We start from the raw sequence: 22032 nt of genomic DNA on the forward strand, positions 1-22032 counted from the left end.
ACCTTACGCCGTCTCACGCTGTAGACAACCGGAGTCCGCATCTCGGACACGGCGTGGTCGGCCACGAGGTGGTCCACAGCCGCCGGACGGGGTGCGGGTGGTGGAGGGGCCCGCGGCGCCGTCGGACCCGTGCGGCAGAGTGACGGGCATGACGAGCGCCGACCCCACCCTCGACCCGGCCACCGACGAGCCGGACCGGCACCCGGTCACGGCTGCGACCTTCCCGGCCACGGACCCGGCACCGGGCCGCCGGTGCTTCGGCGACGGCGACCCGCTGTACGAGCGGTACCACGACGAGGAGTGGGGCGTGCCCGTGCACGGCGACCGCGCCCTCTACGAGCGCGTCACGCTGGAGGCCTTCCAGTCCGGGCTCGCGTGGATCACCGTGCTGCGCAAGCGCGAGGCGTTCCGCGCGGCGTTCGCCGGCTTCGACGCCGAGGTGGTCGCCGGCTACGACGAGCACGACGTCGAGCGCCTGATGGCCGACGCCGGGATCATCCGGAACCGCGCGAAGATCACCGCCACGATCGCCAACGCCCGCGCGCTGCTCGACCTGCACGCAGACGGCCGGACGCTGGACGAGCTGTTCTGGTCGTACGCCGTCCCGGCGGACGGGCGCCCGCGACCCCGGACGTTCGCCGACGTGCCGGCCGCGACCCCCGGGTCCGTGGCGCTGGCGAAGGAGCTCAAGCGGCGCGGCTTCCGGTTCGTCGGGCCCACCACGGCCTACGCGGCGCTGCAGGCGTGCGGGATGGTCGACGACCACCTCGCGGACTGCCCGGTGGTGCTGGCCCGTGCGAGGCCGTGACGCGGCCGGCACCTTCTGCCTAGTGTGGTATTGCCTTGAAAGTCCATGTCGGCCTGGACTACGCTCCTGAAGCGGTCGGCGGTGCTCCTGCGGGTGCGGCGCGCGGCCCGGGACGCGGGCGTCTCGTTCGAGGTGGTCGAGCTCACGAACCACACGGGCGTGGTCGTCGGCGGCGTGCGGTCGACGCTCGGCCGGCACACCGAGATCGACGACGTCACCGCGCGCAGGTTCTTCGACCAGTTCGCGCAGGTGCTGGGGAAGGGGTGGTGGCGATGACCAGGTACACCGTCACGGCGGAGCGTGGCCGGCGGTGGTGGTCGCTCCAGTGCGTCGAGCACCCCGGCGCGATCTCCGAGGTGGCGCGCCTGGACCAGGCTCCTGAGGCGATGCGCGAGGTGATCGCGTTCGTCGCGCAGGTCGACCCCTCGACGGTCGAGGTCGACCTCCGGCCGACGGTCCCGGTCGAGGTCGGCACGCACGTCCAGGCCGCGGCCCGCTACCGCGAGCAGGCGCAGCTGGCGAACCGCGAGGCCGCCCGGGAGGCCCGGGCCGCCGCACGTGTGCTGCGCGACGCCGGTCTGTCCGTCCGGGACGTGGGCACGGTCCTCGGGGTCTCGCACCAGCGCGCGCACCAGCTGCTGACCGCCTGACCGGCCGAGCGCCTCAGGCGTCCGCGAACACCGGGACCGGCAGCCCGTCGACGTCCACGTCGAACCCGACGACCGCCCCGCCGGTCTCCTGCTCGGGCGAGGTCGGACCCGGCAGCGCGTCGCCCCCGGTCCCCGACCCGCCGCCGGACGCGGTCGTCACGTACAGCCGCCGCGACCCGGCGGGTCCGAAGCCCGGGCACGTCACGTCCGGCACCGGCACCGCGTACGCGCCGCGCGGCGTCCCGTCGGCGGCGAACCGCAGCACGTGGCCGCTGCCGTACACCGCGATCCACAGCCCGCCGTCGGCGTCGACCGCGGTGCCGTCCGGGCCCGGCGCGTCCTCGGCGAACGCCAGGAACGGCTCGGGGGCGCCGGCCGTGCCGGTCCCGACGTCGTAGGGCAGCCGGTAGACGACCTTGGCGTCGGTGTCGGTCAGGTAGAGCACCGAGCCGTCCGGGCTCCACGCGATGCCGTTGCCCAGCGCCACCCCGGTCAGCACGGTGGAGATCTCGAGCCCGCCCGGCGCCGCGACGACCCGGTGCACCACGCCGTCGCCGGCGGACCCGTCGCGCGGCAGCGTCGCGACCCAGAACCGGCCGGCGGGGTCGCAGCCCCCGTCGTTGAACCGGTAGCCGTCCGGCATGCCCGCGGGCCGGGTGACGGGTCCGAGGCGCGTGCCGTCGTGCACGCCGAAGCCGTCGGCGGTCGCCAGCAGCAGCCCGCCCGACGCCGTCGGCCACGCCACCCCGACCGGCGACGTCGTGCTGAGCACGCTGTCGCGGGCCGGGTCGCCGTCGGCCCACCGGTGCACCGCGCGGCCGTCGATGTCCACCCACACGAGCGCCCCCGCGCGCTCGTCCCAGACCGGCCGCTCCCCGAGCTGCGCCCGCTGCTCGCCCAGCACCTGCCCGCCGGTCACGGCGCCGGCGGCGAGCTCGCGCACCACCAGGCGGTCGCGGTCGGCGGGACGGGGGACGCTGCGCAGGTCGACAGGGCTCACCCGGCGCAGCCTCGCACGGGCTCGCCGGGCCCGCACGACGTCGGGCGGACGGCCGGCCCGCGGGTGTGAGGTGGGCCACGGAAACGTGACGCGTCAGGGGCACTGGACGGCCCACCCGGGGCGTCCTACTGTGGCCGCACCATCCAGAGCGACCGAGAGACCTGGCTCGTCGACGTCGCAGCAACCCCCCTCCGCACCGAGGGTGTGGGTGCTTCCGCCAGGTCCGATGGAGCTGACGATGAGCAGTAGCGGTACCCCCCTGCACCCGGGTCGTGACGGCGTGGTCGCCGACGGCCTGGGCGCGGTCGACCGGCCGACGGTCTCGTTCGAGCTGTTCCCGCCGCGGAACCCGGACGCCGCGCCGCGGCTCTGGGCGACCGTGCAGGAGCTCGCGGCGGCCCGCCCGGACTTCGTGTCGGTGACGTACGGGGCCTCGGGCAGCACCCGGCGCACCACCCGGGCCCTGGTCCGGCGCCTGCTGCGCGAGACGTCGCTGACGCCGATCGCGCACCTGACCTGCGTCGGCGCGTCGGCCGACGACGTGGCGGCCACCGTCGAGGAGTTCCTCGACGAGGGCGTGCGGTCGTTCCTCGCGCTGCGGGGCGACCCGCCCGCCGACGGGTCGTGGGCCGCGCACCCCGACGGGCTGCCGACCGCTAGCGCCCTGGTGGCGCTGCTCCGCCGGATCGAGCGGCGCCGCTGCGAGGAGAGCCCGGCGCAGGCCGTGCGCGCCGCGAGCCGGCCGCTGTCCGTCGCGGTCGCGGCGTTCCCGCGGGGCAACGCCGGCTCGGGCAGCACGCGCGAGCAGGACGTCGCGGCACTGCTCGCCAAGCAGGAGGCGGGCGCGGACTTCGCGATCACCCAGGTCTTCTACGACGCGGAGTCGTACGCCGAGCTGGTCGTGCTGGCCCGGGACGCCGGGGTCACGATCCCGATCGTGCCGGGGATCATCCCGATGACCGACCCGGCCCGCCTGCGCCGCGTGGCGCAGCTGACCGGGGTGCCGGTCCCCGAGCACGTGCTGGACCGGCTCGACGCGTTCGACGCCCAGGACCCGGACGACGTCGCACGCCGGCACCGGGCCGGCACCCGGCTCGGCGTCGACCTGGTGAACGCCGTGCTGGACAGCGGCGCGCCGGGCGTGCACCTGTACACGTTCAACACCCACGGCCCCGCGCTGGACCTGCTGGCCGGCGCCGGCCTGGGCGGCGACGCCCCCCGGGCGCACACGCGCGGCGCCGCCGTCGGTGCGGCCTCCACGACCACCCTGAGCCCTGTCCCCACCATCTGAGGCGAGAGATGACCGAGCACCAGACCCACCCGTTCCCCGCCGGCACCGTCCTGGGCTACCCCCGGATCGGGCCGCGCCGCGAGCTCAAGAAGGCCCTCGAGTCGTTCTGGGCCGGCCGCAGCACCGCCGAGGAGGTCGAGGCGACCGCCGCCGACCTGCGCCGGCGCACCCGCACCCGCCTGGCCGAGCTCGGCCTCGACACCCGGCTGCCCGCGATCCCGAGCGCGTTCTCGTTCTACGACCACGTGCTCGACGCCGCGGCCGTGCTCGGCGCGGTCCCGGAGCGGTTCGCCGACCTCACCACCGCGGACGGCGGCCTCGACCTGGCCGGCTACTCCACCGTGGCCCGCGGCCGCGGGGACGACCTGCCGCTCGAGATGACCAAGTGGTTCGACTCCAACTACCACTACCTGGTGCCGGAGATCGGGCCGGGCACGGCGTTCCGGTACGCGAGCGACCGCCCGGTCCGCGAGCTGGCCGAGGGCCTGGCGGACGGCGTGCTGACCCGCCCCATCCTGGTCGGCCCGGTCACGTTCCTGGCGCTGGCCAAGGCGACCGAGGACGCGCCGGAGGACTTCCTGCCGATCGACCGCCTGGCAGACGTGCTGCCGGTGTACGCCACCCTGCTGCGCGAGCTGGCGCAGGCCGGGGCCACCTGGGTGCAGCTGGACGAGCCGGCCCTGGTCTCCGACTCGACCGGCGTGCCCGCCGACCGGCTGCTCGCGGCCGCGGCCGAGGCGTACCGCGTGCTCGCCACCGAGCTGCCCGCCGCCGAGCGGCCCGCGATCCTGGTCGCCGCCCCGTACGGCGACCTGCGGGACGCGCTCCCGGTGCTCGCGGGCACCGACGTGGACGGCCTGGCGATCGACCTGGTCCGCGGCACGGCGCCGAGCGCGCCGGTCCCCGGGCTGGAGAGCAAGGTCCTGGTCGGCGGCGTGGTCGACGGGCACAACATCTGGCGCGCCGACCTCGACGCCGCGCTCGGCGCGCTCGAGGGCCTGGAGGGCCTCGGCGCCCGCCAGGTGGCCGTCGGCACGTCCACCTCGCTGTTCCACGTGCCGCACGACGTCGCCGACGAGCAGCAGCTCGACGCGACCCTGCGCTCCTGGCTGGCCTTCGCCGACCAGAAGACCACCGAGGTCGTCACGCTGGCCACCGGGCTGACGGAGGGCCGGGAGGCCGTGCACGCCGAGCTGCTCGCCGCGGCGGACGCCCGCCGGTCCCGCGCGGAAGCCGCGGGCGTCGTCCGCCCCGAGGTGCGCGCGCGCCTGGCGGACCTGCCGGCCGAGGCGTTCCGGCGCGGCGACTTCGCGGACCGCGCGGCCGCCCAGGCCGAGCGGCTGCAGCTGCCCGCCCTGCCGACCACGACCATCGGCTCGTTCCCGCAGACCCCGGAGATCCGGGTCGCGCGCGCGGCGTTCGGCCGGGGCGAGCTGACGGCGGAGCAGTACGAGGAGGAGATGAAGGCGGAGATCCGCCGCGTCGTCGCGCTGCAGGAGGAGATCGGCCTGGACGTGCTGGTGCACGGCGAGCCCGAGCGCAACGACATGGTGCAGTACTTCGCCGAGAACCTGGACGGGTTCGCCGTCACGCACCACGGCTGGGTCCAGTCCTACGGCTCGCGGTGCACCCGCCCGTCGATCCTCTGGGGCGACGTCTCCCGGCCCGCGCCGATCACGGTGCCCTGGACGACGTACACGCAGTCGCTCACGCCGAAGCCGGTCAAGGGCATGCTCACCGGCCCGGTGACGATCCTGGCCTGGTCGTTCGTCCGGGACGACCAGCCCCTGGCCGACACCGCGAACCAGGTCGCGCTGGCGCTGCGGGACGAGATCGCCGACCTGGAGGCCGCCGGCACCGCGATCGTGCAGGTCGACGAGCCCGCGCTGCGCGAGCTGCTCCCCCTGCGGGCCGACCAGCACGAGGCCTACCTGGACTGGTCGGTGGCGTCGTTCCGGCTGGCGACGGCCGGGGTGCGACCGGACACGCAGATCCACACCCACCTCTGCTACTCGGAGTTCGGCGAGATCTTCGGCGCGATCGACGGCCTGGACGCCGACGTCACCTCCATCGAGGCGGCGCGGTCCAAGATGGAGATCCTCGGCGACATCGCCAGCGAGGGCTACCCCCGCGGGATCGGCCCGGGCGTCTGGGACATCCACTCCCCGCGCGTCCCGAGCGAGGCCGAGGTCACCGAGCTGCTCACCGAGGCGGTCCGCGTGATCGACCCCGCGCAGCTCTGGGTGAACCCGGACTGCGGCCTCAAGACCCGCCGGTACGCCGAGGTCACGCCGACGCTCGAGCACGTCCTGGCGGCCACCCGCACCGTCCGCGCGTCGCTGGCGGTCCCCACCGCCTGACGCGCACGTGCCGACGCCCCGGCCCCCGCTCGGGGGACCGGGGCGTCGTGCTGCCGCCGCGCGGGCTCAGGCGGACGCGTGCGCCTCGCGCGACGCGTCCGTGCCCTCGATGGTCGCCGGTGTCCCACCGGTGGTGACCTCGATGCGGCGCGGCCGGGCCTCCTCGGCCACGGGGATGGTGAGCGTCAGGACGCCGTCGGCGTAGGACGCGGCGATGGCGTCCAGGTCCAGCCCGCGCCCGACCGTGAGCTGCCGGGCGTAGGCACCGACGGGGCGCTCCTTGGCGAGCCACTGCACACCGTCCTCGGTGCGGGCGGTCCGCTCGGCGCGGATGGTGAGGGTCCGGTCGTCCACGTTCACGTCGATCGTGCCGGGGTCCGCACCCGGCAGGTCGACGGCCAGGACGTAGTGGTCACCCGCGCGGAACAGGTCCATCGGCATGGTCGCGGCGGCACGCTGCGAGCCGAGCACCTGGTTCATCAGCCGGTCCATCTCCTGGAACGGGTCGAATCGCGTAGCCACAGCCCGTCACCTCCTCGGCGTCTCGGCGGTCCCGGACGGTCCGGGACCGTGCTGCCCCGGTGCGCCGTACGGCCCACCGGAAGGGCTACGAGACATGTTCTAGCACTCTCGACCCGCGAGTGCCAGATCGTTGACCAGGCTGTTCGCCACCAGGTGAACCTGCTGTTCAGACGCGCGCGGCGTCGCCCTCCACGGCCTCGGCGAGCGCCTCGACGATGCGCACGTCGGCGTCCAGCCACGGGACGGACAGCCACTGGCCGCGCGGCAGCCAGCGCAGGGCGTCGTGCTCGACGAGGGGCTCGGGGACCCCCGCGGCGACCTCGGCCAGCCAGAGCCGCATGGTGTACGTGCCGTTCAGCCGCCAGCAGCCGTCGTCCGGGCCGGGCAGCTCGGCGCCCAGCGCGACGCGGACGCCGAGCTCTTCCCGCAGCTCGCGGTGCAGGGCGTGCTCGGCGGTCTCCCCCGGCTCCACCTTGCCGCCGGGGAACTCCCAGCGGCCGGCCAGGCTGACGGGCGACCGGCGGCGTGCGGCGAGCAGCGCGCGCGGGGCGCCGAGGTCGTCCACCAGGGCGGCGGCGACCACGAGGACGGGCGGCGGCTGCATGCGCCGATTCTGCCAGGAGCGCGCCGGGCTCACCCGGCGGCGAGCAGCCCGACGAGGCTCACCGACCCGGCGACCAGGGTGGCGGCCGCGCCCAGCAGCAGGGGCCGGCCACCGGTGCGCAGCAGCCGCCCCAGGTGGATCTGGGTGCCGAGCGCCGTCATCGCCGCCGCGAGCGCCAGGGTCGTCACCGGCTTCACGGCCGGGAGCACCGCGTCGGGCACCAGCCCCAGCGTCCGCACGAGCACGGCCAGCACGAACCCGACCACGAACAGCGGCACGAGCGGCGGCCGGCGCGCCCCGGCGGCCGGCGCCCCCGCCGCCCGGCGGCGCACGACGCCGACACCGGCCACCAGGGGCGCGAGCAGCACCACCCGCGCGAGCTTCGCGACCACGGCGACGGACAGCGCCGCGGCGGACACGGTGCCCGCGGCCGCCACCACCTGCGCGACCTCGTGCACGGACATCCCGGCCCAGAGCCCCGCGGTGCGGTCGGACAGCCCCAGCAGGCCGGACAGCAGGGGCACCGCCACGAGGGCGAGGCTGCCGTACACCGTCACCAGCGCGACCGCGGTCGCGACCTCGTCCTCGTCGGCGTCCGCGACCGGGCTCATCGCGGCGACCGCGGCGGCGCCGCAGATCGAGAACCCGCTCGCGACCAGCAGCGTGAGCCGGGGTGCCACGCCCAGCCGGGGGCCCAGCCAGAGGGTGGCGGCGAACGTCGCCGCCACCGTCGCCAGCAGCACCAGCACCTCCCGCAGGCCGAGGCCGAGCAGGTCGCCGAGCGACAGCTGCAGGCCGAGCAGGACCACCCCGAGGCGCAGCACCCGCCGGCCGGTCCACGCGAGCCCGGGCTCGAGCACGGCCGGCAGCAGGCCCGCGGACCGGGCGGCGGCGCCGAGGACGATCGCGACGAGCAGGCCGGGCAGCACCGGGACCAGCGCGGTCAGACCGAGGCACGCCGCGCCCACGAGCAGCGCGGCGACCAGGCCGGGCAGGATCGTGCGGTCGACTCCGAGCACGCGCCGGCGGGCGCCACCCGACGGCGCGGGACCGGCGGGCGCGGGACCGGCGGACGCGGGGACAGGCGGCACCCGTCCAGGATCCGGCCGGCAGGGCCCCCGCGGAACGCCGACCTCGCTCGCGCGCTCTAGCCTGAGGCTATGGACACCGCACCTGCCCGGCGCATCCCGCTCGGGGCGCTCGAGCTGCTCGACGCCGTCGAGGCGCACGGGTCGCTGTCCGGCGCCGCGCGTGCGCTCGGGCTCGCGCAGCCGTCCGTGAGCACCGGCCTGCGCCGCCTGGAGCGGCAGACCGGCCTGACGCTGGTCAGCCGGACCGCCTCCGGCACCCGGCTGACCCCTCCCGGGACGGCGCTGCTCGGGCGGGCGCGCGACGTGCTCGCCGCCTCGGACGCGCTGGAGCGGGAGGTGCACGCGCTGCGCAGCGCGGAGCAGGGGCGCGTCCAGGTGGCCGCGAGCCTGAGCGTCGCCGAGTACCTGGTGCCGGGGTGGCTCGCGTCCCGGCCGGCGGGCGCCGCGGTGGTGGACCTGGTCGTGGCCAACTCGCGGGACGTGATGGACGCCGTGCTGCACGGCCGGGCCGACCTGGGCTTCGTCGAGGGGCCCGGCGTCGCCGACGGCCTGCACGCCCGGTCGGTCGGCGACGACGAGCTGCTCGTGGTGGTGGCCCCCGGGCACCCCTGGGCGCGGCGGAGGCGGCCGGTGCGGGCTGCCGAGCTGAGCACCGCGCCGCTCGCCGTCCGCGAGGCCGGGTCGGGCACCCGCGCCGTGCTGGAGCAGGCGCTGGTCGCGGCCGGGCACCCGCTGGCCGGGTCGCCCGCCCAGCTGGGGTCGACGTCCGCGGTCAAGAACGTGGTGCGCGGCGGCGGCGCGGCGGCGGTGCTGTCCCGGCTGACCGTCGCCGACGAGCTCGCCCGCGGGGACCTCCTCGCGGTGCCCGTGGACGGGATCGACCTCACCCGCACGCTGCGGATGGTCTGGGCGCGGTCCCGCCGGCCGGCACCCGCCGCGCGCGAGCTGGCCGCGCACGTCGTCCGGGTCGCCGCGGCGGCCGGCTCCGCCTAGGCGCGCGGCGCCACCACCAGCAGGTCGCCCACCTGGCAGCCGAGCACGTCGCAGACGGCGGTGAGCGTCGAGAACCGGATCGCCCGCGCGCGGTCGTTCTTGAGCACGGACAGGTTGACCACCGTCACGCCGACCAGCTCGGCCAGCCGGGCGAGCGTCATCCCGCGCTCCGCCAGCAGCTCGTCCAGCCGGCAGTGGATCCGGCCCGCGTCGTCCTCGGGCGGCATCAGACCAGACCCTCCGCGTCCCGCTGCAGCCGCTCCCCCGCGCTGAACGCGGCCGCGAGCGCCCCGACCGCCATGGACGTGAGGATCGGCGTCCAGGACACCTGGAACGTGATCTCCTCGGCGACCGCGCGGTCCGCGACCTGCGCCAGGACGCCGTTGGAGGCCATGACCGAGCAGCCGAACCAGGCCAGCCAGCCGCCGCCGATCAGCAGCGACACCGCCGTGATCAGGCGGGTGATGGTCCCCGAGAAGAACTGCCCGGCCAGCATCCGCCGGCAGAGCAGCAGCACGCACACCGTCACGCCGATGGTGGCCAGCGGCGGCACGACGGCCGCGCCCAGCGCGGCGACGTACGTGGCGACAGGCATGTCCGACACGGTCAGCGTCGCCGTGTCGACCGTCGCCGCCAGCGCGGCGCCCCCGGGGCCGAGCGGCAGCTCGACCGGCGCGCCGGCGATCATCACGTCGACCGGCGCGTCCCGGTTCGGCAAGATGCGCACGACGGAGGCGATCAGCCCGCCGGCCTGCCAGACGATCACCGCCGCGCCCACGACCAGGATGGAGATCAGGTCGGACCGGCTGGTGAACCACGGCGCACGCGTCGTCATGACAGCTCCCTGCATATCGAATGTCGATGTTATCGACTGACGATATGGCACGGCGTGCGCGGCGTCCACCGGGTCCGGCGGCGGGTGCGGACGACGCAGGGCCGCGACCCGCCGTGACGGCGGGGCGCGGCCCTGGGTGCGGACGGGCCCGCTGGGGGACGGGCCGGGCGCGGGCGGTGCTAGCGGATGCCGGCGGCGGTGGCCCAGGCGACGGCCTCGGCCCGCGTCGAGACGCCGATCTTGCGGTACACCGAGCGGACCTGCGACTTCACCGTGTTGCGGGTGACGTACAGGCGCCGTGCGATGTCCTCGAGGGTGACGTCCTCCGCCAGCTCGGCCAGGACGACCCGTTCACGCGTGGTGAGCGGCTCGCCGAGGATGCTGGAGGTGGTGGGGGCGATCTCCAGGATGGCCATGCTGTCCTCCGGTCTGCGTGCGACGAGTACCGGCTGCTGGGGTTGTCCGGCGGCCGTCTACCGGTTGATCGGCAAGTGTGGCCGTGGTGATCGCAGTTCAGATCTCACCCGTTCCCGAGGGGGTGAGGTGGATGCGCCGGGCGGAGGACCTGTGGTACGGCCGAACCCGCTGGTCACCGTCCGGCAAGCGATCTCCCGACCCCCGGTGCAGAACCACCCGAACGGGCTAACCGCCGCCCGGGGCGATCTCAGCCCGTGATCGTCGCCGCGTACTCCTGCGCCGTGAGCAGCGCGCCGGTCGACGTGACGTCGACCCGGAACAGCCAGCCGGCGCCGTACGGGTCGCTGTTGACGACGGACGGCTCGTCCACGGCGGCCTGGTTCACCTCGACGACCGTGCCGGACACCGGGGAGAACAGCTCGGAGACCGACTTGGTGGACTCGACCTCGCCGACGACGGCGCCGGCGGCGATCTCGCTGCCGACGGTCGGCAGCTCCAGGTACACGATGTCGCCCAGCGCGTCGGCGGCGTTCTTCGTGATGCCGACGGTGGCGGGGCCGGTGCCCTCGATCCACTCGTGCTCGGCGGTGTACTGCAGGTTCTCGGGGACGTCGCTCATGGTGCTCTCCGGGTTCTCGCGGGATCGGGGACGGTGGGGGTCAGGCGCGCCGGTAGAACGGCAGCGCCACGACGCGGACGGGCTCGCGGCGGCCGCGCACGTCGACGGCGAGCTCGGTGCCGACCGCGCTCACCTCGGGCGTCACGTACGCCATCGCGATCGGCGTGCCCAGTGTCGGGGACGGGGCGCCGGAGGTGACGCGGCCGACGACAACCGCGTCGTCCGCGGTGCCGGTGAGCACCTCGTAGCCGTGCCGGGCGGCACGCCGGCCCGAGCCGACCAGGCCGACCAGCACCCGGGACGGCGTGGCGTGCGCGCGCGCGGCGAGCGCGTCCCGCCCGACGAACGGCAGCGGGCTGCCGTCGGCGGCGACCTTGTCGAGCTTCACGACCCGCCCGAGACCCGCGTCGTGCGGCGCGGTCGTGCGGTCGAGCTCGTTGCCGTACAGCGGCATGCCGGCCTCGAGCCGCAGGCTGTCCCGCGCGGACAGACCGGCGGGGACCAGGCCGAGCGGGGCGCCGGCGGCCAGCAGGTCGCGCCACAGGCCGGGGGCGGCGGCGGCGGGGACGAACAGCTCGAACCCGTCCTCGCCGGTGTAGCCGGTGCGGGCCACGAGCGCGTCGACGTCGCCCACGGTCGCGGGGACGCCGGCGTAGTACCTCACGTCGCGGACGGCCTCGACGTGGGCGGGCTCGGTGAGGCCGGTGACGATCTCGGCGGCCCGCGGGCCCTGCACGGCGATCAGCGCCGTCTCCAGCGAGCGGTCGGTCAGCGACGCCTCGAACGGCGCGAGCCGCTCCGCGAGCGCGTCGCGCACGACCGCCACGTTCGACGCGTTGGCGACGACCAGGTACTCCTCGTCCGCCAGCCGGTAGACGATCAGGTCGTCGAGGATCCCGCCGTCCTCCTGCGTGATCATCGTGTAGCGGGCGCGGCCGACCGCGAGGCCGGACAGGTTCCCGACCAGCGCGGCGTCCAGCCCCGCACCCGCACCCGGGCCGTCGACGTGCAGCTCGCCCATGTGCGACAGGTCGAACAGCCCGGCCGCGGTGCGCACGGCCTGGTGCTCGGCGAGGTCGCCGGCGTAGCGCAGCGGCATCATCCAGCCCGCGAACGGCGTCATCGTCGCGCCCAGCGCCTCGTGCTCGGCGTGCAGCGGCGAGAGCACGACGCCGGTGGCCTCGTCGGTCGCCGGGACCTCGGTGGTGGTGATCGGGTCGCTCACAGCGCGGGCTCCTCGGCGTAGGCCTCGATGGGCGGGCAGGCGCAGACGAGGTTGCGGTCCCCGTGCGCGCCGTCGATCCGCCGGACCGGCGGCCAGTACTTGCCGGCGCGCAGGCTCGCCACCGGGTACGCCGCGAGCTCGCGGCCGTAGGGCTTGTCCCAGTCGTCCGCGACCAGCGCGGCCGCGGTGTGCGGCGCGCTGCGCAGGGGCGACTCCGCGACCGGCCAGCGACCGGCGGCGACCGCCTCGATCTCACCGCGGATGGCCACCAGCGCGTCGACGAACCGGTCGAGCTCGCCCAGGTCCTCGCTCTCGGTCGGCTCGACCATCAGCGTGCCGGCGACCGGGAACGACAGCGTCGGGGCGTGGAACCCGTAGTCCATCAGCCGCTTCGCGACGTCCTCGGCGGTCACGCCCGTCTCCTTGGTGAGGGTCCGCACGTCGAGGATGCACTCGTGCGCGACCAGCCCCGCCGGCCCGGTGTAGAGCACCGGGAAGTGCGGGGCCAGGCGGGACGCCAGGTAGTTCGCGGACAGCACCGCGGTCTCGGTCGCGCGGCGCAGGCCGTCACCGCCCATCAGCGCGACGTAGGCCCAGGAGATCGGCAGGATGCCGGCCGACCCGAACGGCGCGGCGGAGACCGCGGGTGCCGAGCCCCCGGCCAGCGCGCCGGTGTCGCCGGTGAACACCGCGTCGGTCGCCGGCAGGTAGGGCACCAGGTGCGCCGCCACGCCGACCGGGCCGACGCCGGGGCCGCCGCCGCCGTGCGGGATGCAGAACGTCTTGTGCAGGTTCAGGTGCGACACGTCGCCGCCGAACTCGCCCGGGCGGGCCAGCCCGACCAGCGCGTTGAGGTTGGCGCCGTCGATGTAGACCTGGCCGCCCGCCGCGTGCACCAGGTCGCAGACCTCGCGCACGTCCTCCTCGTAGACGCCGTGCGTCGAGGGGTAGGTGATCATGATCGCCGCGACCACCGGGCCGTGCTGCTCGAGCTTGGCGCGCAGGTCGTCCAGCTGCACGGACCCGTCCTCGGCGGTCGCGACCACGACCACCCGCATGCCGGCCAGCGCGGCGGACGCCGCGTTGGTGCCGTGCGCCGACGCGGGGATCAGGCAGACGTCGCGCACCGGCACGTCCTCGGGGGCTGCACCGGCGGCGATCGCCTCGGCGCGACGGCCCTCGTGGTAGCCCCGGATCGCCAGCAGACCCGCGAACTCGCCCTGCGAGCCGGCGTTCGGCTGCACGGACACCGCGGCGTAGCCGGTGATCTCCGCCAGCCAGGCGGTCAGGTCGCCGATCAGCTCGGCGTAGCCGGCGGCCTGCTCGGCGGGGACGAACGGGTGCAGGCCGGCGAACCCGGGCCAGGAGATCGCCTCCATCTCCACCGTCGCGTTGAGCTTCATCGTGCAGGAGCCCAGCGGGATCATCGTGCGGTCCAGGGCCAGGTCCTTGTCCGACAGCGCGCGCAGGTAGCGCAGCATCGCGGTCTCGGAGCGGTGCCGGTGGAACACGGGGTGGGTCAGGAAGTCCGTGGTCCGGCGCAGCGCGGCCGGGATGGCCGGCGTGCCCAGACCGTCGGCGGCACCGCGGGCGCCGGTGGCGGCGCCCTCGGCGAACGCGGCGAGCACCTGCTCGACGTGCGCCTCGGTGGTGACCTCGTCGCAGGTGACCTGCACGTGGTCGTCGTCCGCGGCCCACACGTTGATCCCGCGCGCGGCGGCCGCCGCGACGACGGCCCGGGCCCGGCCCGGCACCGCGGCGCGGACCGTGTCGAAGAACTGAGCGTGCTGGACGGTCACGCCGCCGGCACGCAGGCCGTCGGCGAGCGCCACGGCGCGGGCGTGCACGCGCTCGGCGATCTCCCGCAGGCCGTCGGGGCCGTGGTAGACGGCGTACATCGAGGCGACGATCGCCAGCAGCGCCTGGGCGGTGCAGATGTTGCTCGTGGCCTTCTCGCGGCGGATGTGCTGCTCGCGGGTCTGCAGGGCCAGCCGGTAGGCGCGGGCGCCGTCGGCGTCGATCGAGACGCCGACCAGGCGGCCGGGCAGCGACCGCTCCAGGCCGGTGCGCACCGCCATGTAGGCGGCGTGCGGGCCGCCGTAGAACAGCGGGACGCCGAACCGCTGCGCCGAGCCGACCGCGATGTCCGCGCCCTGCTCGCCGGGCGGGGTGAGCAGGGTGAGGGACAGCAGGTCCGCGGCGACCGTGACCAGCGCGCCCGCCTCCTTGGCGGCGGCGATCAGCGGCTCGAGGTCCCGCACGGCGCCGGACGCGCCCGGGGCCTGCAGCACCAGGCCGACCAGCGGCTCGCCGCCCAGGTCGGGCAGCCCGGCCGTGAGGTCCGCGACCCGCACGCCGAGCCCGGCGGCCTCCGCGCGGCCGAGCGTGACGGCCAGCGTCTGCGGCAGGCAGTCGGCGTCCAGCACCACGACGCCCGTGCGCCCCTTGGCGGCGCGGTGCATCAGCGCGACGGCCTCGGCCACGGCCGTGGCCTCGTCCAGCAGCGACGCGTTCGCGACCGGCAGCGCGGTCAGGTCGGCGACCACGGTCTGGAAGTTCAGCAGCGCCTCGAGCCGGCCCTGCGAGATCTCCGGCTGGTACGGCGTGTACGCGGTGTACCAGGCCGGGGACTCGAGCACGTTCCGGCGGATCACCGGCGGCGTCACGGTGTCGTGGTAGCCGAGGCCGATCATCTGGGTCAGCACGGTGTTCTTGTCCGCGATCGCACGCAGCGCGGCCAGCACCTCGGACTCGCCGCGCGCCGCGGGCAGGTCGAGCGGGCGGTCGGTGCGGATGCTGGCGGGCACGGCGGCGTCGATCAGCGCGTCGAGGCCGGGCCAGCCGTCGCCGACGTGCGCGAGCATCGTGTCCAGGTCGGTCGTGCGCGGGCCGACGTGCCGGTCCGCGAAGCCGCGGGCGGCGTCGGTGCGGTCGGCGTCGCGGACGGGGGCGGGGGTGCCGGCGTCGGTCGTGCGGACGTCGACGGGAAGGTGCTCGAGGAAGGTCACGCGGCTGCTCCGGGATCGGACGAGCGGGCGGGGACGAGACGTGCGGGGGTGGCGCGGCCTCCCCGCTCTGTCATCCGCCGCGCGCGGGCAGGGCCCGGGCGCGCACGACCTGAGAGTTTTGCCGGTCCGCCGTGCCCGTGAGGGCCGGGGCGCGCCGACTTGCACCGTCGGTGGACCGGCCCTGGGTGGGCCGGTCGCTTTCCAGAGTTGCCTCGCCACGACGGTACGGGGGCCTGAGAGTTTCCCGGGGAGGGTTGCTCCTTCGGCGCCTCGCGACCGGCCGGCGCGCGCGGGGCGGGCAGGCCGTGCGGGAGGGCTCTCCCGCCGCGGTTCGAGCAGCGTGTTGAGTTGTCTGCGCCACAGCGTAGCCGCGGACCGGACCGGATCCACCCGCCGGGCCCCCGCCCGGCCGTTACGGCTGCGTGAACTCCTGCGTCCCGCCCGGCGGCGGCACCGCCGGCCCGGTGTGGGGGGCGGTGTGCGGGGCGGCGTCGGCGCCGTCGACGTCGTCCGGCAGCGGCAGCACCACCGTCGCCGCCGACACGGCGCCCTGCGCGCGCGCGACCGCCACCACCCGCTCGACGTCCGTGAGCGGGCCCTCGACCAGCACCGGCTGACCCGCGGCCGGGTCGCCGGACCAGCGCACCGCCGCGTCGGCCGGCGGCCGGAAGGGCCCGGCCGACGCCGGCAGCTGCACGACCGCGGCCGCCCGGACCGCCGGGTCGTCCGTCGCGCGCACCTGCGCGGAGCGGACCGCCGCCAGCCGGCGCACCGTCCGCATCAGCAGCCGCTGCCGGCGCTCGGAGGCCGTGAACGTGACGACGATCAGCCCGACGCCGTCGGCCGCCACCCCCGTGCTCAGCGACCCGAACGAGACCCCGCGGGTCGAGAACACCCCGGCCAGCGCGGTCATGGTGCCGGTCGCGTCCGCCCCGTGCACGAACGCCACCCAGGTCCGGTCCGGCCCGGCCGTTGCGACGGCGCTCACCGGGCCGCCCCCGCGTCCAGGCCCCACGGCCGCAGCATCGCGTCGATCCGGCCCGCGGTGGTGAGCAGCCGCCGGGCCTCGTCGGGCTCCGGCTCGTCCAGCAGCACCCGGGTCCACCCCTCCGGCCCCAGCACGACCGGGACCCCCAGCACGCCGTGCAGCGGGGTCCCGGCCACGGCGACCTCGCCGGCCAGCGCCACCTGCCCCGCGACGACGATGTCCCGCCCGTCCAGGATCGTGTCCACCAGGTCCACGGTCGCGTTCGCCGTGGCGGCGGCGGTCTTCGCGCCGCTCTGGTGCGTGAGCCACGGCCGCGCGACGCCGCGCAGGTCGGGCGGCCACGTCTCGACCAGGTCGAACGCCGCCGCGACGTCGTCCGCCATCAACCCGGCGAGCGCGCCCTTCGCGGCGTCGATCTCCGCACCGAACCCGTCGAGCGACCGCCCGCCGCGCAGCTGGTCGACGGCCCGCCGCCGCTCGTCGACGTCCAGGCCGCTGATCCGGACCGTCGACCACAGCGGCACCAGGTCGTCGCCGTGCTGGCCCGCCACGAAGCCGCCCACCCGGTGCCGGCGCACGCCCAGGGACACCGCCACCTCGCGCCGGAACCGCAGGGTGTCCAGCCACGCGCCCATCCCGATCACCCGGTGCCGCCCGAGCTCGGCCGCGACCACGGCCACGCCGAGCTCCACGGGGTTCGACACCACGACGACCACCTCGTGCCCCGAGCCGTGCTCCGCGATCGCGCGCGCGTACGACGCGAACACCGCGTGGTTCTCGGCCGCCAGGGCGGCACGGTCCTGGATCGCCCCGGCCCGGGCGGGCGCGGTGCGCCCGGCGGTCAGCACGATCACGTCGGCCACCACGTCGTCCGGGTCCAGCGCGACGTCGATCAGCGGGGCGTGCTCGTCGTAGGCGTCCACCAGGTCGGCGCGCAAGCCGTAGGACGCGCGCCCGGACGCCCCGCCCGGGCGGCCGACCAGCTGCAGCCGCGACGTCGTCGGCAGCACCCGCCGCTCGATCAGCTGGGCGCACACCTGTCGCCCGACGTCCCCTGTCGCTCCCAGCACCGCCACGTCCACGGGCCGAGGCTAGGGCACGCGCGTGGCGGCCGCGTGTCACGGAACCGCTCACCGCGGGAGCACGCCGCCCGATGGGAGCCGTAGATCCGCCGGGTCCGCGGCGTCGGGCCCGGGCCGCCGCGCGCCCCCGGACGCCGCACGACCGTGCGGGCCCGCGGACGCGACACCACGACCCGCCTGCCGCCACGTGCGCCGGGCGAAGGAGGACCTCCTATGACCGGCACAGGTGCACGGCGACGTGCCGTCCCCGGGCGGGGCGCCGCCGCGGCGACCGTCCTCGGGATCCTCGGGCTCCTCGGGCTGCCGGGCGCGGCGGCCGTCGCGGACGAGGCGCGCGCCGTGCAGCACGACGTGGAGGGGACGGTGGTCTACGCCGTCGCGGACCCGCTCCCCCACGGCGACCAGGAGCACTTCCACGAGGGGTCGACGCTCCAGGCCTACGCGCAGGTGGACGGCGTCCTGCTGGACCTGTCGCACCTCCAGGCGCCCGTGACCGGCGCGGAGGCCCCTCCTCCCGACGCGCTGCCCGGAGGCGCACCCGTCGTGGTGACCCTCGAGGCCGAGCCCGGCACCGACCGGGACAGCGCCGTGGCGCAGGCGGCGTCCGCGGAGGACGCCCCGGCGGGCGCCGACCCCGGCGCGGAGGTGGTGGCGGTCGCCCCGGTGCCCACCGCGGACCTCGCCGCCCCCGCCGCCCTCGCCGGTGCCCACGACCTGGTCGTCCTGCCCGTGGTGTGGACGGCCGGCGCGGTTGCACCCACCGCCGCCCTGCAGACCGCCGCGACCGGCACCGAGCAGTACTGGGAGCGGCAGAGCGCCGGCCGCGTCGACATCCGGACCTCCGTCCGTCCCGCGCAGGCCGTCACGCGGCCCGCGACCTGCGACGTCGACGCGATCATGGCGCGCGCCCTGGCGACGAACCCCGGTGTGACGCCGAGCGCGACGACGCACGTCGCCGTGCACTTCCCGGGTCGCACGGACTGCCCGTTCGCCGGTCGAGCCACGATCACGGGCGGCAGCATCTGGCTGAACGGGGCGACGCAGACGTACGTGCTGGCGCACGAGCTGGGGCACAACTTCGGGCTCGGCCACGCCAACACGCTCACCTGCACGTCGGGCGCCACCCGGGTCCCGCTCGCCGCCGACACCAGCACCTGCACCGCCCGCGAGTACGGGGACAACGCGGACGTGATGGGCCAGGGGCGCGACCTGAGCTCGCCCGGCAGCATCAGCACCGGCTTCGCCCACCACCTGGGCTGGGCCACGATCGCCGACGTGACGGGGCCGGCGACCGCCGCACGCGACGTCGCGCTCGCCCCGCTCGCCAGCACGTCGGCGCAGCGCGCCCTGCGGGTCTCCTCCAGCGCCGGTCCCGTGTTCGTCGACTACCGGCCGGCCGTCGGGGCCGACGCGCTGCACGAGCCGGGCTGGGCCGGCCTGCAGAGCCACCTCGTGCTCACGGACGCCCGGTACGGCTACCCCACCAGCTACCTGCTCGACCAGCAGCCGGCCCAGCCCGCGTTCACCCGGCCGTTCCTGCCGGTCGGGAACGCGTGGGAGGTGCCGGGCGCCCAGGTGCGGCTGACCGCGGTCTCGACGGGCGCGAGCGCCGTCGTCTCCGTGGGCCCGACGGGGGCTGCCGCGCAGACGCAGCGCTACGTGACGCGGGTGTACGCGGACCTGTTCGGCCGCCAGCCCGACCCGCGCGGCCTGCAGAACTGGACCACCAAGCTCACCTCCGGCACTCCCCGGATCGCGGTCGCCAACTCCATCACCTACTCCGACGAGTACCGCTCCCGCCTGATCGCCGCGACCTACCAGCGCTACCTCGACCGCGCCCCCGACGCCCACGGCGCCGCCACCTGGCTCCAGGCCATGCGCACCGGGCGCACCATCCAGCAGATGGAGGTCGGGTTCGTCGCCTCCGACGAGTACTACCGCCGCGCCGGCGGCACCGACGCCGCCTGGGTGAGCCGGCTCTACCAGCACGTCCTGGGCCGCACCGCCGCCCCCGCCGAGATCCGCAGCTGGACCAACGCCCTGGCACGCGGCACCTCACGCAGCCAGGTCGCGCTCGGCTTCCTGATCTCCTCCGAGCACCTCACCACCGTCGTCGACGGCTACTACGTCGACCTGCTCGGCCGGCACATCGACCCCACCGGCCGACGCTCCTGGGTCACCCGCATCCAGAACGGCGAACGCGTCGAGGCCATCATCGGCGGCATCATCGCCAGCGACGAGTACTTCCGGAAGGCCTGAACCCCCGCACCGGACGGCCCGCACCCACCGGGCCGTCCGGTGTCGTTGCGCCATCCGGGTCGTCCCGGCCGGAACGGGCCCGCGCGCTCGCACGGCGGAGCATCATCGGGCGCACAGGGGTGACGCGTCGTCGTGTCCGCCCGTCCGCTCGTCCCCGCCCGCCCGGGCCACCAGGAGGACCACGCATGACTGCCACCGTCTCCCGCCGACCAGGCCTGCACCGCCGAGGTGGCTCCGCCGCCGTGGTGGCCGCGCTGCTCGGCCTGCTGTTCCCCGTCGCCGCAGCCGCGGACGACCTGACGCAGCGGGTCGAGGTCGACGGCCGCGTCGTCTACCGCATCGCCGACCCGGTGCTGCACGAGGAGGGCGCGCACGCCGAGGACGGAGCCCACGCCGAGGAGCGTTCCGTCACCACTGCCTTCGCCGACGTGGGCGGGACGATGATCGACCTGTCCGGGGTGCAGGCGCCGACCGTCGGCACCGAGACGTCTCCCGCGGACGGCCTGCCGGCCGGCGCCGAGGTGCTCGTGACGATCGAGGCGCCCGCCGGGCTCGACCAGGACGAGGTCGTCGCGCTGGTCGCCGGGACCGACGAGCAGGCTGCCGCCGGCGTCGCCCAGGTGGTCGACGCCGTGGCGACGGGGTCCGCCCCCGAGCCGGGCGGACCCACCGCGGCCGCCACCACGGGGCTGCACCAGCTGGTGGTCGTCCCGGTCCGGTGGACCGCGTCGGACGCGGTGCCCACCGCGGAGCTGCAGGCAGCGGCCGTCGGCACCGAGCAGTACTGGGAGCGCCAGAGCGGCGCGCGCGTCGACATCCAGACCTCGCTGCACGCGGCGGTCACCGTCCCCCGTCCCGCCACCTGCGACGTGGACCGGCTGCTCGCGCGCGTGATCGAGCAGACGGCGCTGCCCGTCGGCCGGAGCCAGCACGTCGCGCTCTGGTTCCCCGAGCACCCGGACTGCGACTTCGCCGGCCTCGCGGACATCAACGGCGGGGCCATCTGGCTCAACGGCGCGGCGCACACCTACGTCCTCGCGCACGAGCTCGGGCACAACTTCGGCCTCGGCCACGCGAACACGCTCCAGTGCACGACGCCCGGGGGCGCGCGCACGCCGCTCAGCGCCGACGGTCCGTGCGTCTGGAACGAGTACGGGGACAACACCGACGTCATGGGCCAGGGACGGGACCTCGGCTCGCCCGGCAGCATCAGCTCCGGCTTCGCCCAGCGGCTCGGCTGGGCGAACGTGCGCGCGGTCACCGGGCCGGTCGTGACCACGACGGCGGTCGACGTGACGCCGCTGTCCCAGACGACGGGCGTGCGCGGCGTGTCGTTCGCGTCGGACCTGGGACCGGTGTTCGTGGACTACCGGCCCGCGGTCGGCGCCGACGCCCTGCACGAGCCGGCCTGGGCGGGCGTGCAGGCCCGCCTGCTGCTCACCGACCCGGTCTACGGGTACCCGACCAGCTTCCTGCTGGACCTCCAGCCGCAGCGCACGCCGTTCGCCAACCCCTCCCTGCCGGTGGGGCAGACGTGGGACGTCACCGGGGCCGACGCCGCGGTGACCACCACCTCCACGGGCGCGACCGCGCGGCTGACCGTCGGCCCCTCGGCCGCGACCGCCGGCGTCGTGCGCTACGTGACGCGGGTGTACGCGGACCTGTTCGGCCGCCAGCCCGACCCGCGCGGCCTGCAGAACTGGACCACCAAGCTCACCTCCGGCACTCCCCGGATCGCGGTCGCCAACTCCATCACCTACTCCGACGAGTACCGCTCCCGCCTGATCGCCGCGACCTACCAGCGCTACCTCGACCGCGCCCCCGACGCCCACGGCGCCGCCACCTGGCTCCAGGCCATGCGCACCGGGCGCACCATCCAGCAGATGGAGGTCGGGTTCGTCGCCTCCGACGAGTACTACCGCCGCGCCGGCGGCACCGACGCCGCCTGGGTGAGCCGGCTCTACCAGCACGTCCTGGGCCGCACCGCCGCCCCCGCCGAGATCCGCAGCTGGACCAACGCCCTGGCACGCGGCACCTCACGCAGCCAGGTCGCGCTCGGCTTCCTGATCTCCTCCGAGCACCTCACCACCGTCGTCGACGGCTACTACGTCGACCTGCTCGGCCGGCACATCGACCCCACCGGCCGACGCTCCTGGGTCACCCGCATCCAGAACGGCGAACGCGTCGAGGCCATCATCGGCGGCATCATCGCCAGCGACGAGTACTTCCGGAAGGCCTGAACCCCCGCACCGGACGGCCCGCACCCACCGGGCCGTCCGG

The 22032-nt window shown here is 75.9% G+C and carries 20 protein-coding genes and 2 riboswitches; of the genes, 8 read left to right on the forward strand and 12 right to left on the reverse strand.

Translation table 11 applies throughout. The features are described 5' to 3' along the window. Positions 1–148 precede the first annotated feature (148 nt). The 3 genes from AC1050_RS18755 to AC1050_RS18765 are packed head-to-tail and all read left to right on the forward strand — an operon-like array spanning position 149 to position 1458. Positions 149–808 carry a DNA-3-methyladenine glycosylase I gene (locus AC1050_RS18755; RefSeq protein WP_482388922.1) on the forward strand — a complete coding sequence of 220 codons (660 nt, stop codon included), beginning with the start codon at positions 149–151 and terminating at the stop codon, positions 806–808. A 45-nt stretch (positions 809–853) separates the two neighbouring features. Further along, the gene (locus AC1050_RS18760; RefSeq protein WP_482388923.1) at positions 854–1084 is read left to right on the forward strand and encodes a ribonuclease PH; all 231 of its coding nucleotides are present in this window, start codon (positions 854–856) and stop codon (positions 1082–1084) included. After that, the gene (locus AC1050_RS18765) at positions 1081–1458 is read left to right on the forward strand and encodes a hypothetical protein (RefSeq protein ID WP_482388924.1); all 378 of its coding nucleotides are present in this window, start codon (positions 1081–1083) and stop codon (positions 1456–1458) included. The genes AC1050_RS18760 and AC1050_RS18765 overlap by 4 nt, the downstream gene beginning before the upstream one ends. A 13-nt stretch (positions 1459–1471) precedes the next feature. On the opposite strand, the gene AC1050_RS18770 is transcribed toward AC1050_RS18765, so the two are convergent. Continuing rightward, complete coding sequence (locus AC1050_RS18770; RefSeq protein WP_482388925.1) at positions 1472–2458, reverse strand: SMP-30/gluconolactonase/LRE family protein; 987 nt, start codon at positions 2456–2458, stop codon at positions 1472–1474. Positions 2459–2594: 136 nt separating this feature from the next. Then, a riboswitch (SAM riboswitch) is annotated at positions 2595–2691 on the forward strand. Between the two features lie 5 nt (positions 2692–2696). Here AC1050_RS18770 and AC1050_RS18775 point away from each other — a divergent pair. Together AC1050_RS18775 and metE are read left to right on the forward strand one after the other, a co-directional pair. Beyond that, on the forward strand, positions 2697–3749 hold the full coding sequence (locus AC1050_RS18775; RefSeq protein WP_482388926.1) for a methylenetetrahydrofolate reductase: 1053 nt from the start codon (positions 2697–2699) through the stop codon (positions 3747–3749). 8 nt (positions 3750–3757) lie between these two features. Next, positions 3758–6109 carry a 5-methyltetrahydropteroyltriglutamate--homocysteine S-methyltransferase gene (gene metE / locus AC1050_RS18780; RefSeq protein WP_482388927.1) on the forward strand — a complete coding sequence of 784 codons (2352 nt, stop codon included), beginning with the start codon at positions 3758–3760 and terminating at the stop codon, positions 6107–6109. Positions 6110–6175: 66 nt separating this feature from the next. Here metE and AC1050_RS18785 read toward each other — a convergent pair whose 3' ends face one another. The 3 genes from AC1050_RS18785 to AC1050_RS18795 all read right to left on the reverse strand — a co-directional run bounded on the left by AC1050_RS18785 (position 6176) and on the right by AC1050_RS18795 (position 8326). Then, positions 6176–6631 (reverse strand): Hsp20/alpha crystallin family protein, encoded by a 456-nt coding sequence (locus AC1050_RS18785; RefSeq protein ID WP_482388928.1) that lies wholly within the window; start codon positions 6629–6631, stop codon positions 6176–6178. 166 nt (positions 6632–6797) lie between these two features. Further along, the gene (locus AC1050_RS18790) at positions 6798–7235 is read right to left on the reverse strand and encodes a (deoxy)nucleoside triphosphate pyrophosphohydrolase (protein WP_482388929.1); all 438 of its coding nucleotides are present in this window, start codon (positions 7233–7235) and stop codon (positions 6798–6800) included. 29 nt (positions 7236–7264) lie between these two features. Beyond that, positions 7265–8326 carry a YeiH family protein gene (locus AC1050_RS18795; protein WP_482388930.1) on the reverse strand — a complete coding sequence of 354 codons (1062 nt, stop codon included), beginning with the start codon at positions 8324–8326 and terminating at the stop codon, positions 7265–7267. 69 nt (positions 8327–8395) lie between these two features. On the opposite strand from AC1050_RS18795, the gene AC1050_RS18800 reads away from it, so the two are divergent. Further along, a complete protein-coding gene (locus AC1050_RS18800; protein WP_482388931.1) occupies positions 8396–9319 on the forward strand; it encodes a LysR family transcriptional regulator in 924 nt (307 codons plus the stop codon). On the opposite strand, the gene AC1050_RS18805 is transcribed toward AC1050_RS18800, so the two are convergent. From AC1050_RS18805 to AC1050_RS18840, 8 genes are all read right to left on the reverse strand, one after another. After that, positions 9316–9546, reverse strand: a complete 231-nt coding sequence (locus AC1050_RS18805) for a helix-turn-helix domain-containing protein (protein WP_482388932.1) — start codon at positions 9544–9546, stop codon at positions 9316–9318. The genes AC1050_RS18800 and AC1050_RS18805 overlap by 4 nt on opposite strands. After that, entirely contained in the window at positions 9546–10154 is a 609-nt protein-coding gene (locus AC1050_RS18810; protein ID WP_482388933.1) for a hypothetical protein, read from the reverse strand. Before AC1050_RS18810 ends, AC1050_RS18805 begins: the two co-directional genes overlap by 1 nt. A gap of 179 nt (positions 10155–10333) precedes the next feature. After that, complete coding sequence (locus AC1050_RS18815; RefSeq protein WP_482388934.1) at positions 10334–10570, reverse strand: LuxR C-terminal-related transcriptional regulator; 237 nt, start codon at positions 10568–10570, stop codon at positions 10334–10336. 248 nt (positions 10571–10818) lie between these two features. After that, entirely contained in the window at positions 10819–11190 is a 372-nt protein-coding gene (gene gcvH / locus AC1050_RS18820; RefSeq protein ID WP_482388935.1) for a glycine cleavage system protein GcvH, read from the reverse strand. 40 nt (positions 11191–11230) lie between these two features. Continuing rightward, positions 11231–12415, reverse strand: a complete 1185-nt coding sequence (gcvT, locus tag AC1050_RS18825) for a glycine cleavage system aminomethyltransferase GcvT (protein WP_482388936.1) — start codon at positions 12413–12415, stop codon at positions 11231–11233. After that, on the reverse strand, positions 12412–15423 hold the full coding sequence (gene gcvP, locus AC1050_RS18830; protein ID WP_482388937.1) for an aminomethyl-transferring glycine dehydrogenase: 3012 nt from the start codon (positions 15421–15423) through the stop codon (positions 12412–12414). The genes gcvT and gcvP overlap by 4 nt, the downstream gene beginning before the upstream one ends. Positions 15424–15634: 211 nt before the next feature. Further along, positions 15635–15757, reverse strand: a riboswitch (glycine riboswitch). Between the two features lie 78 nt (positions 15758–15835). Continuing rightward, complete coding sequence (locus AC1050_RS18835) at positions 15836–16411, reverse strand: ACT domain-containing protein (protein WP_482388938.1); 576 nt, start codon at positions 16409–16411, stop codon at positions 15836–15838. Then, on the reverse strand, positions 16408–17493 hold the full coding sequence (locus AC1050_RS18840; protein ID WP_482388939.1) for a lactate/malate family dehydrogenase: 1086 nt from the start codon (positions 17491–17493) through the stop codon (positions 16408–16410). Before AC1050_RS18840 ends, AC1050_RS18835 begins: the two co-directional genes overlap by 4 nt. Positions 17494–17706: 213 nt before the next feature. Here AC1050_RS18840 and AC1050_RS18845 point away from each other — a divergent pair, with 213 nt between their 5' ends. Together AC1050_RS18845 and AC1050_RS18850 are read left to right on the forward strand one after the other, a co-directional pair. After that, entirely contained in the window at positions 17707–19752 is a 2046-nt protein-coding gene (locus AC1050_RS18845; protein ID WP_482388940.1) for a DUF4214 domain-containing protein, read from the forward strand. A gap of 185 nt (positions 19753–19937) precedes the next feature. Further along, complete coding sequence (locus tag AC1050_RS18850; protein ID WP_482388941.1) at positions 19938–21992, forward strand: DUF4214 domain-containing protein; 2055 nt, start codon at positions 19938–19940, stop codon at positions 21990–21992. Positions 21993–22032: the final 40 nt, after the last annotated feature.

This window comes from Cellulomonas sp. NEAU-ZC6 (assembly GCF_056844425.1).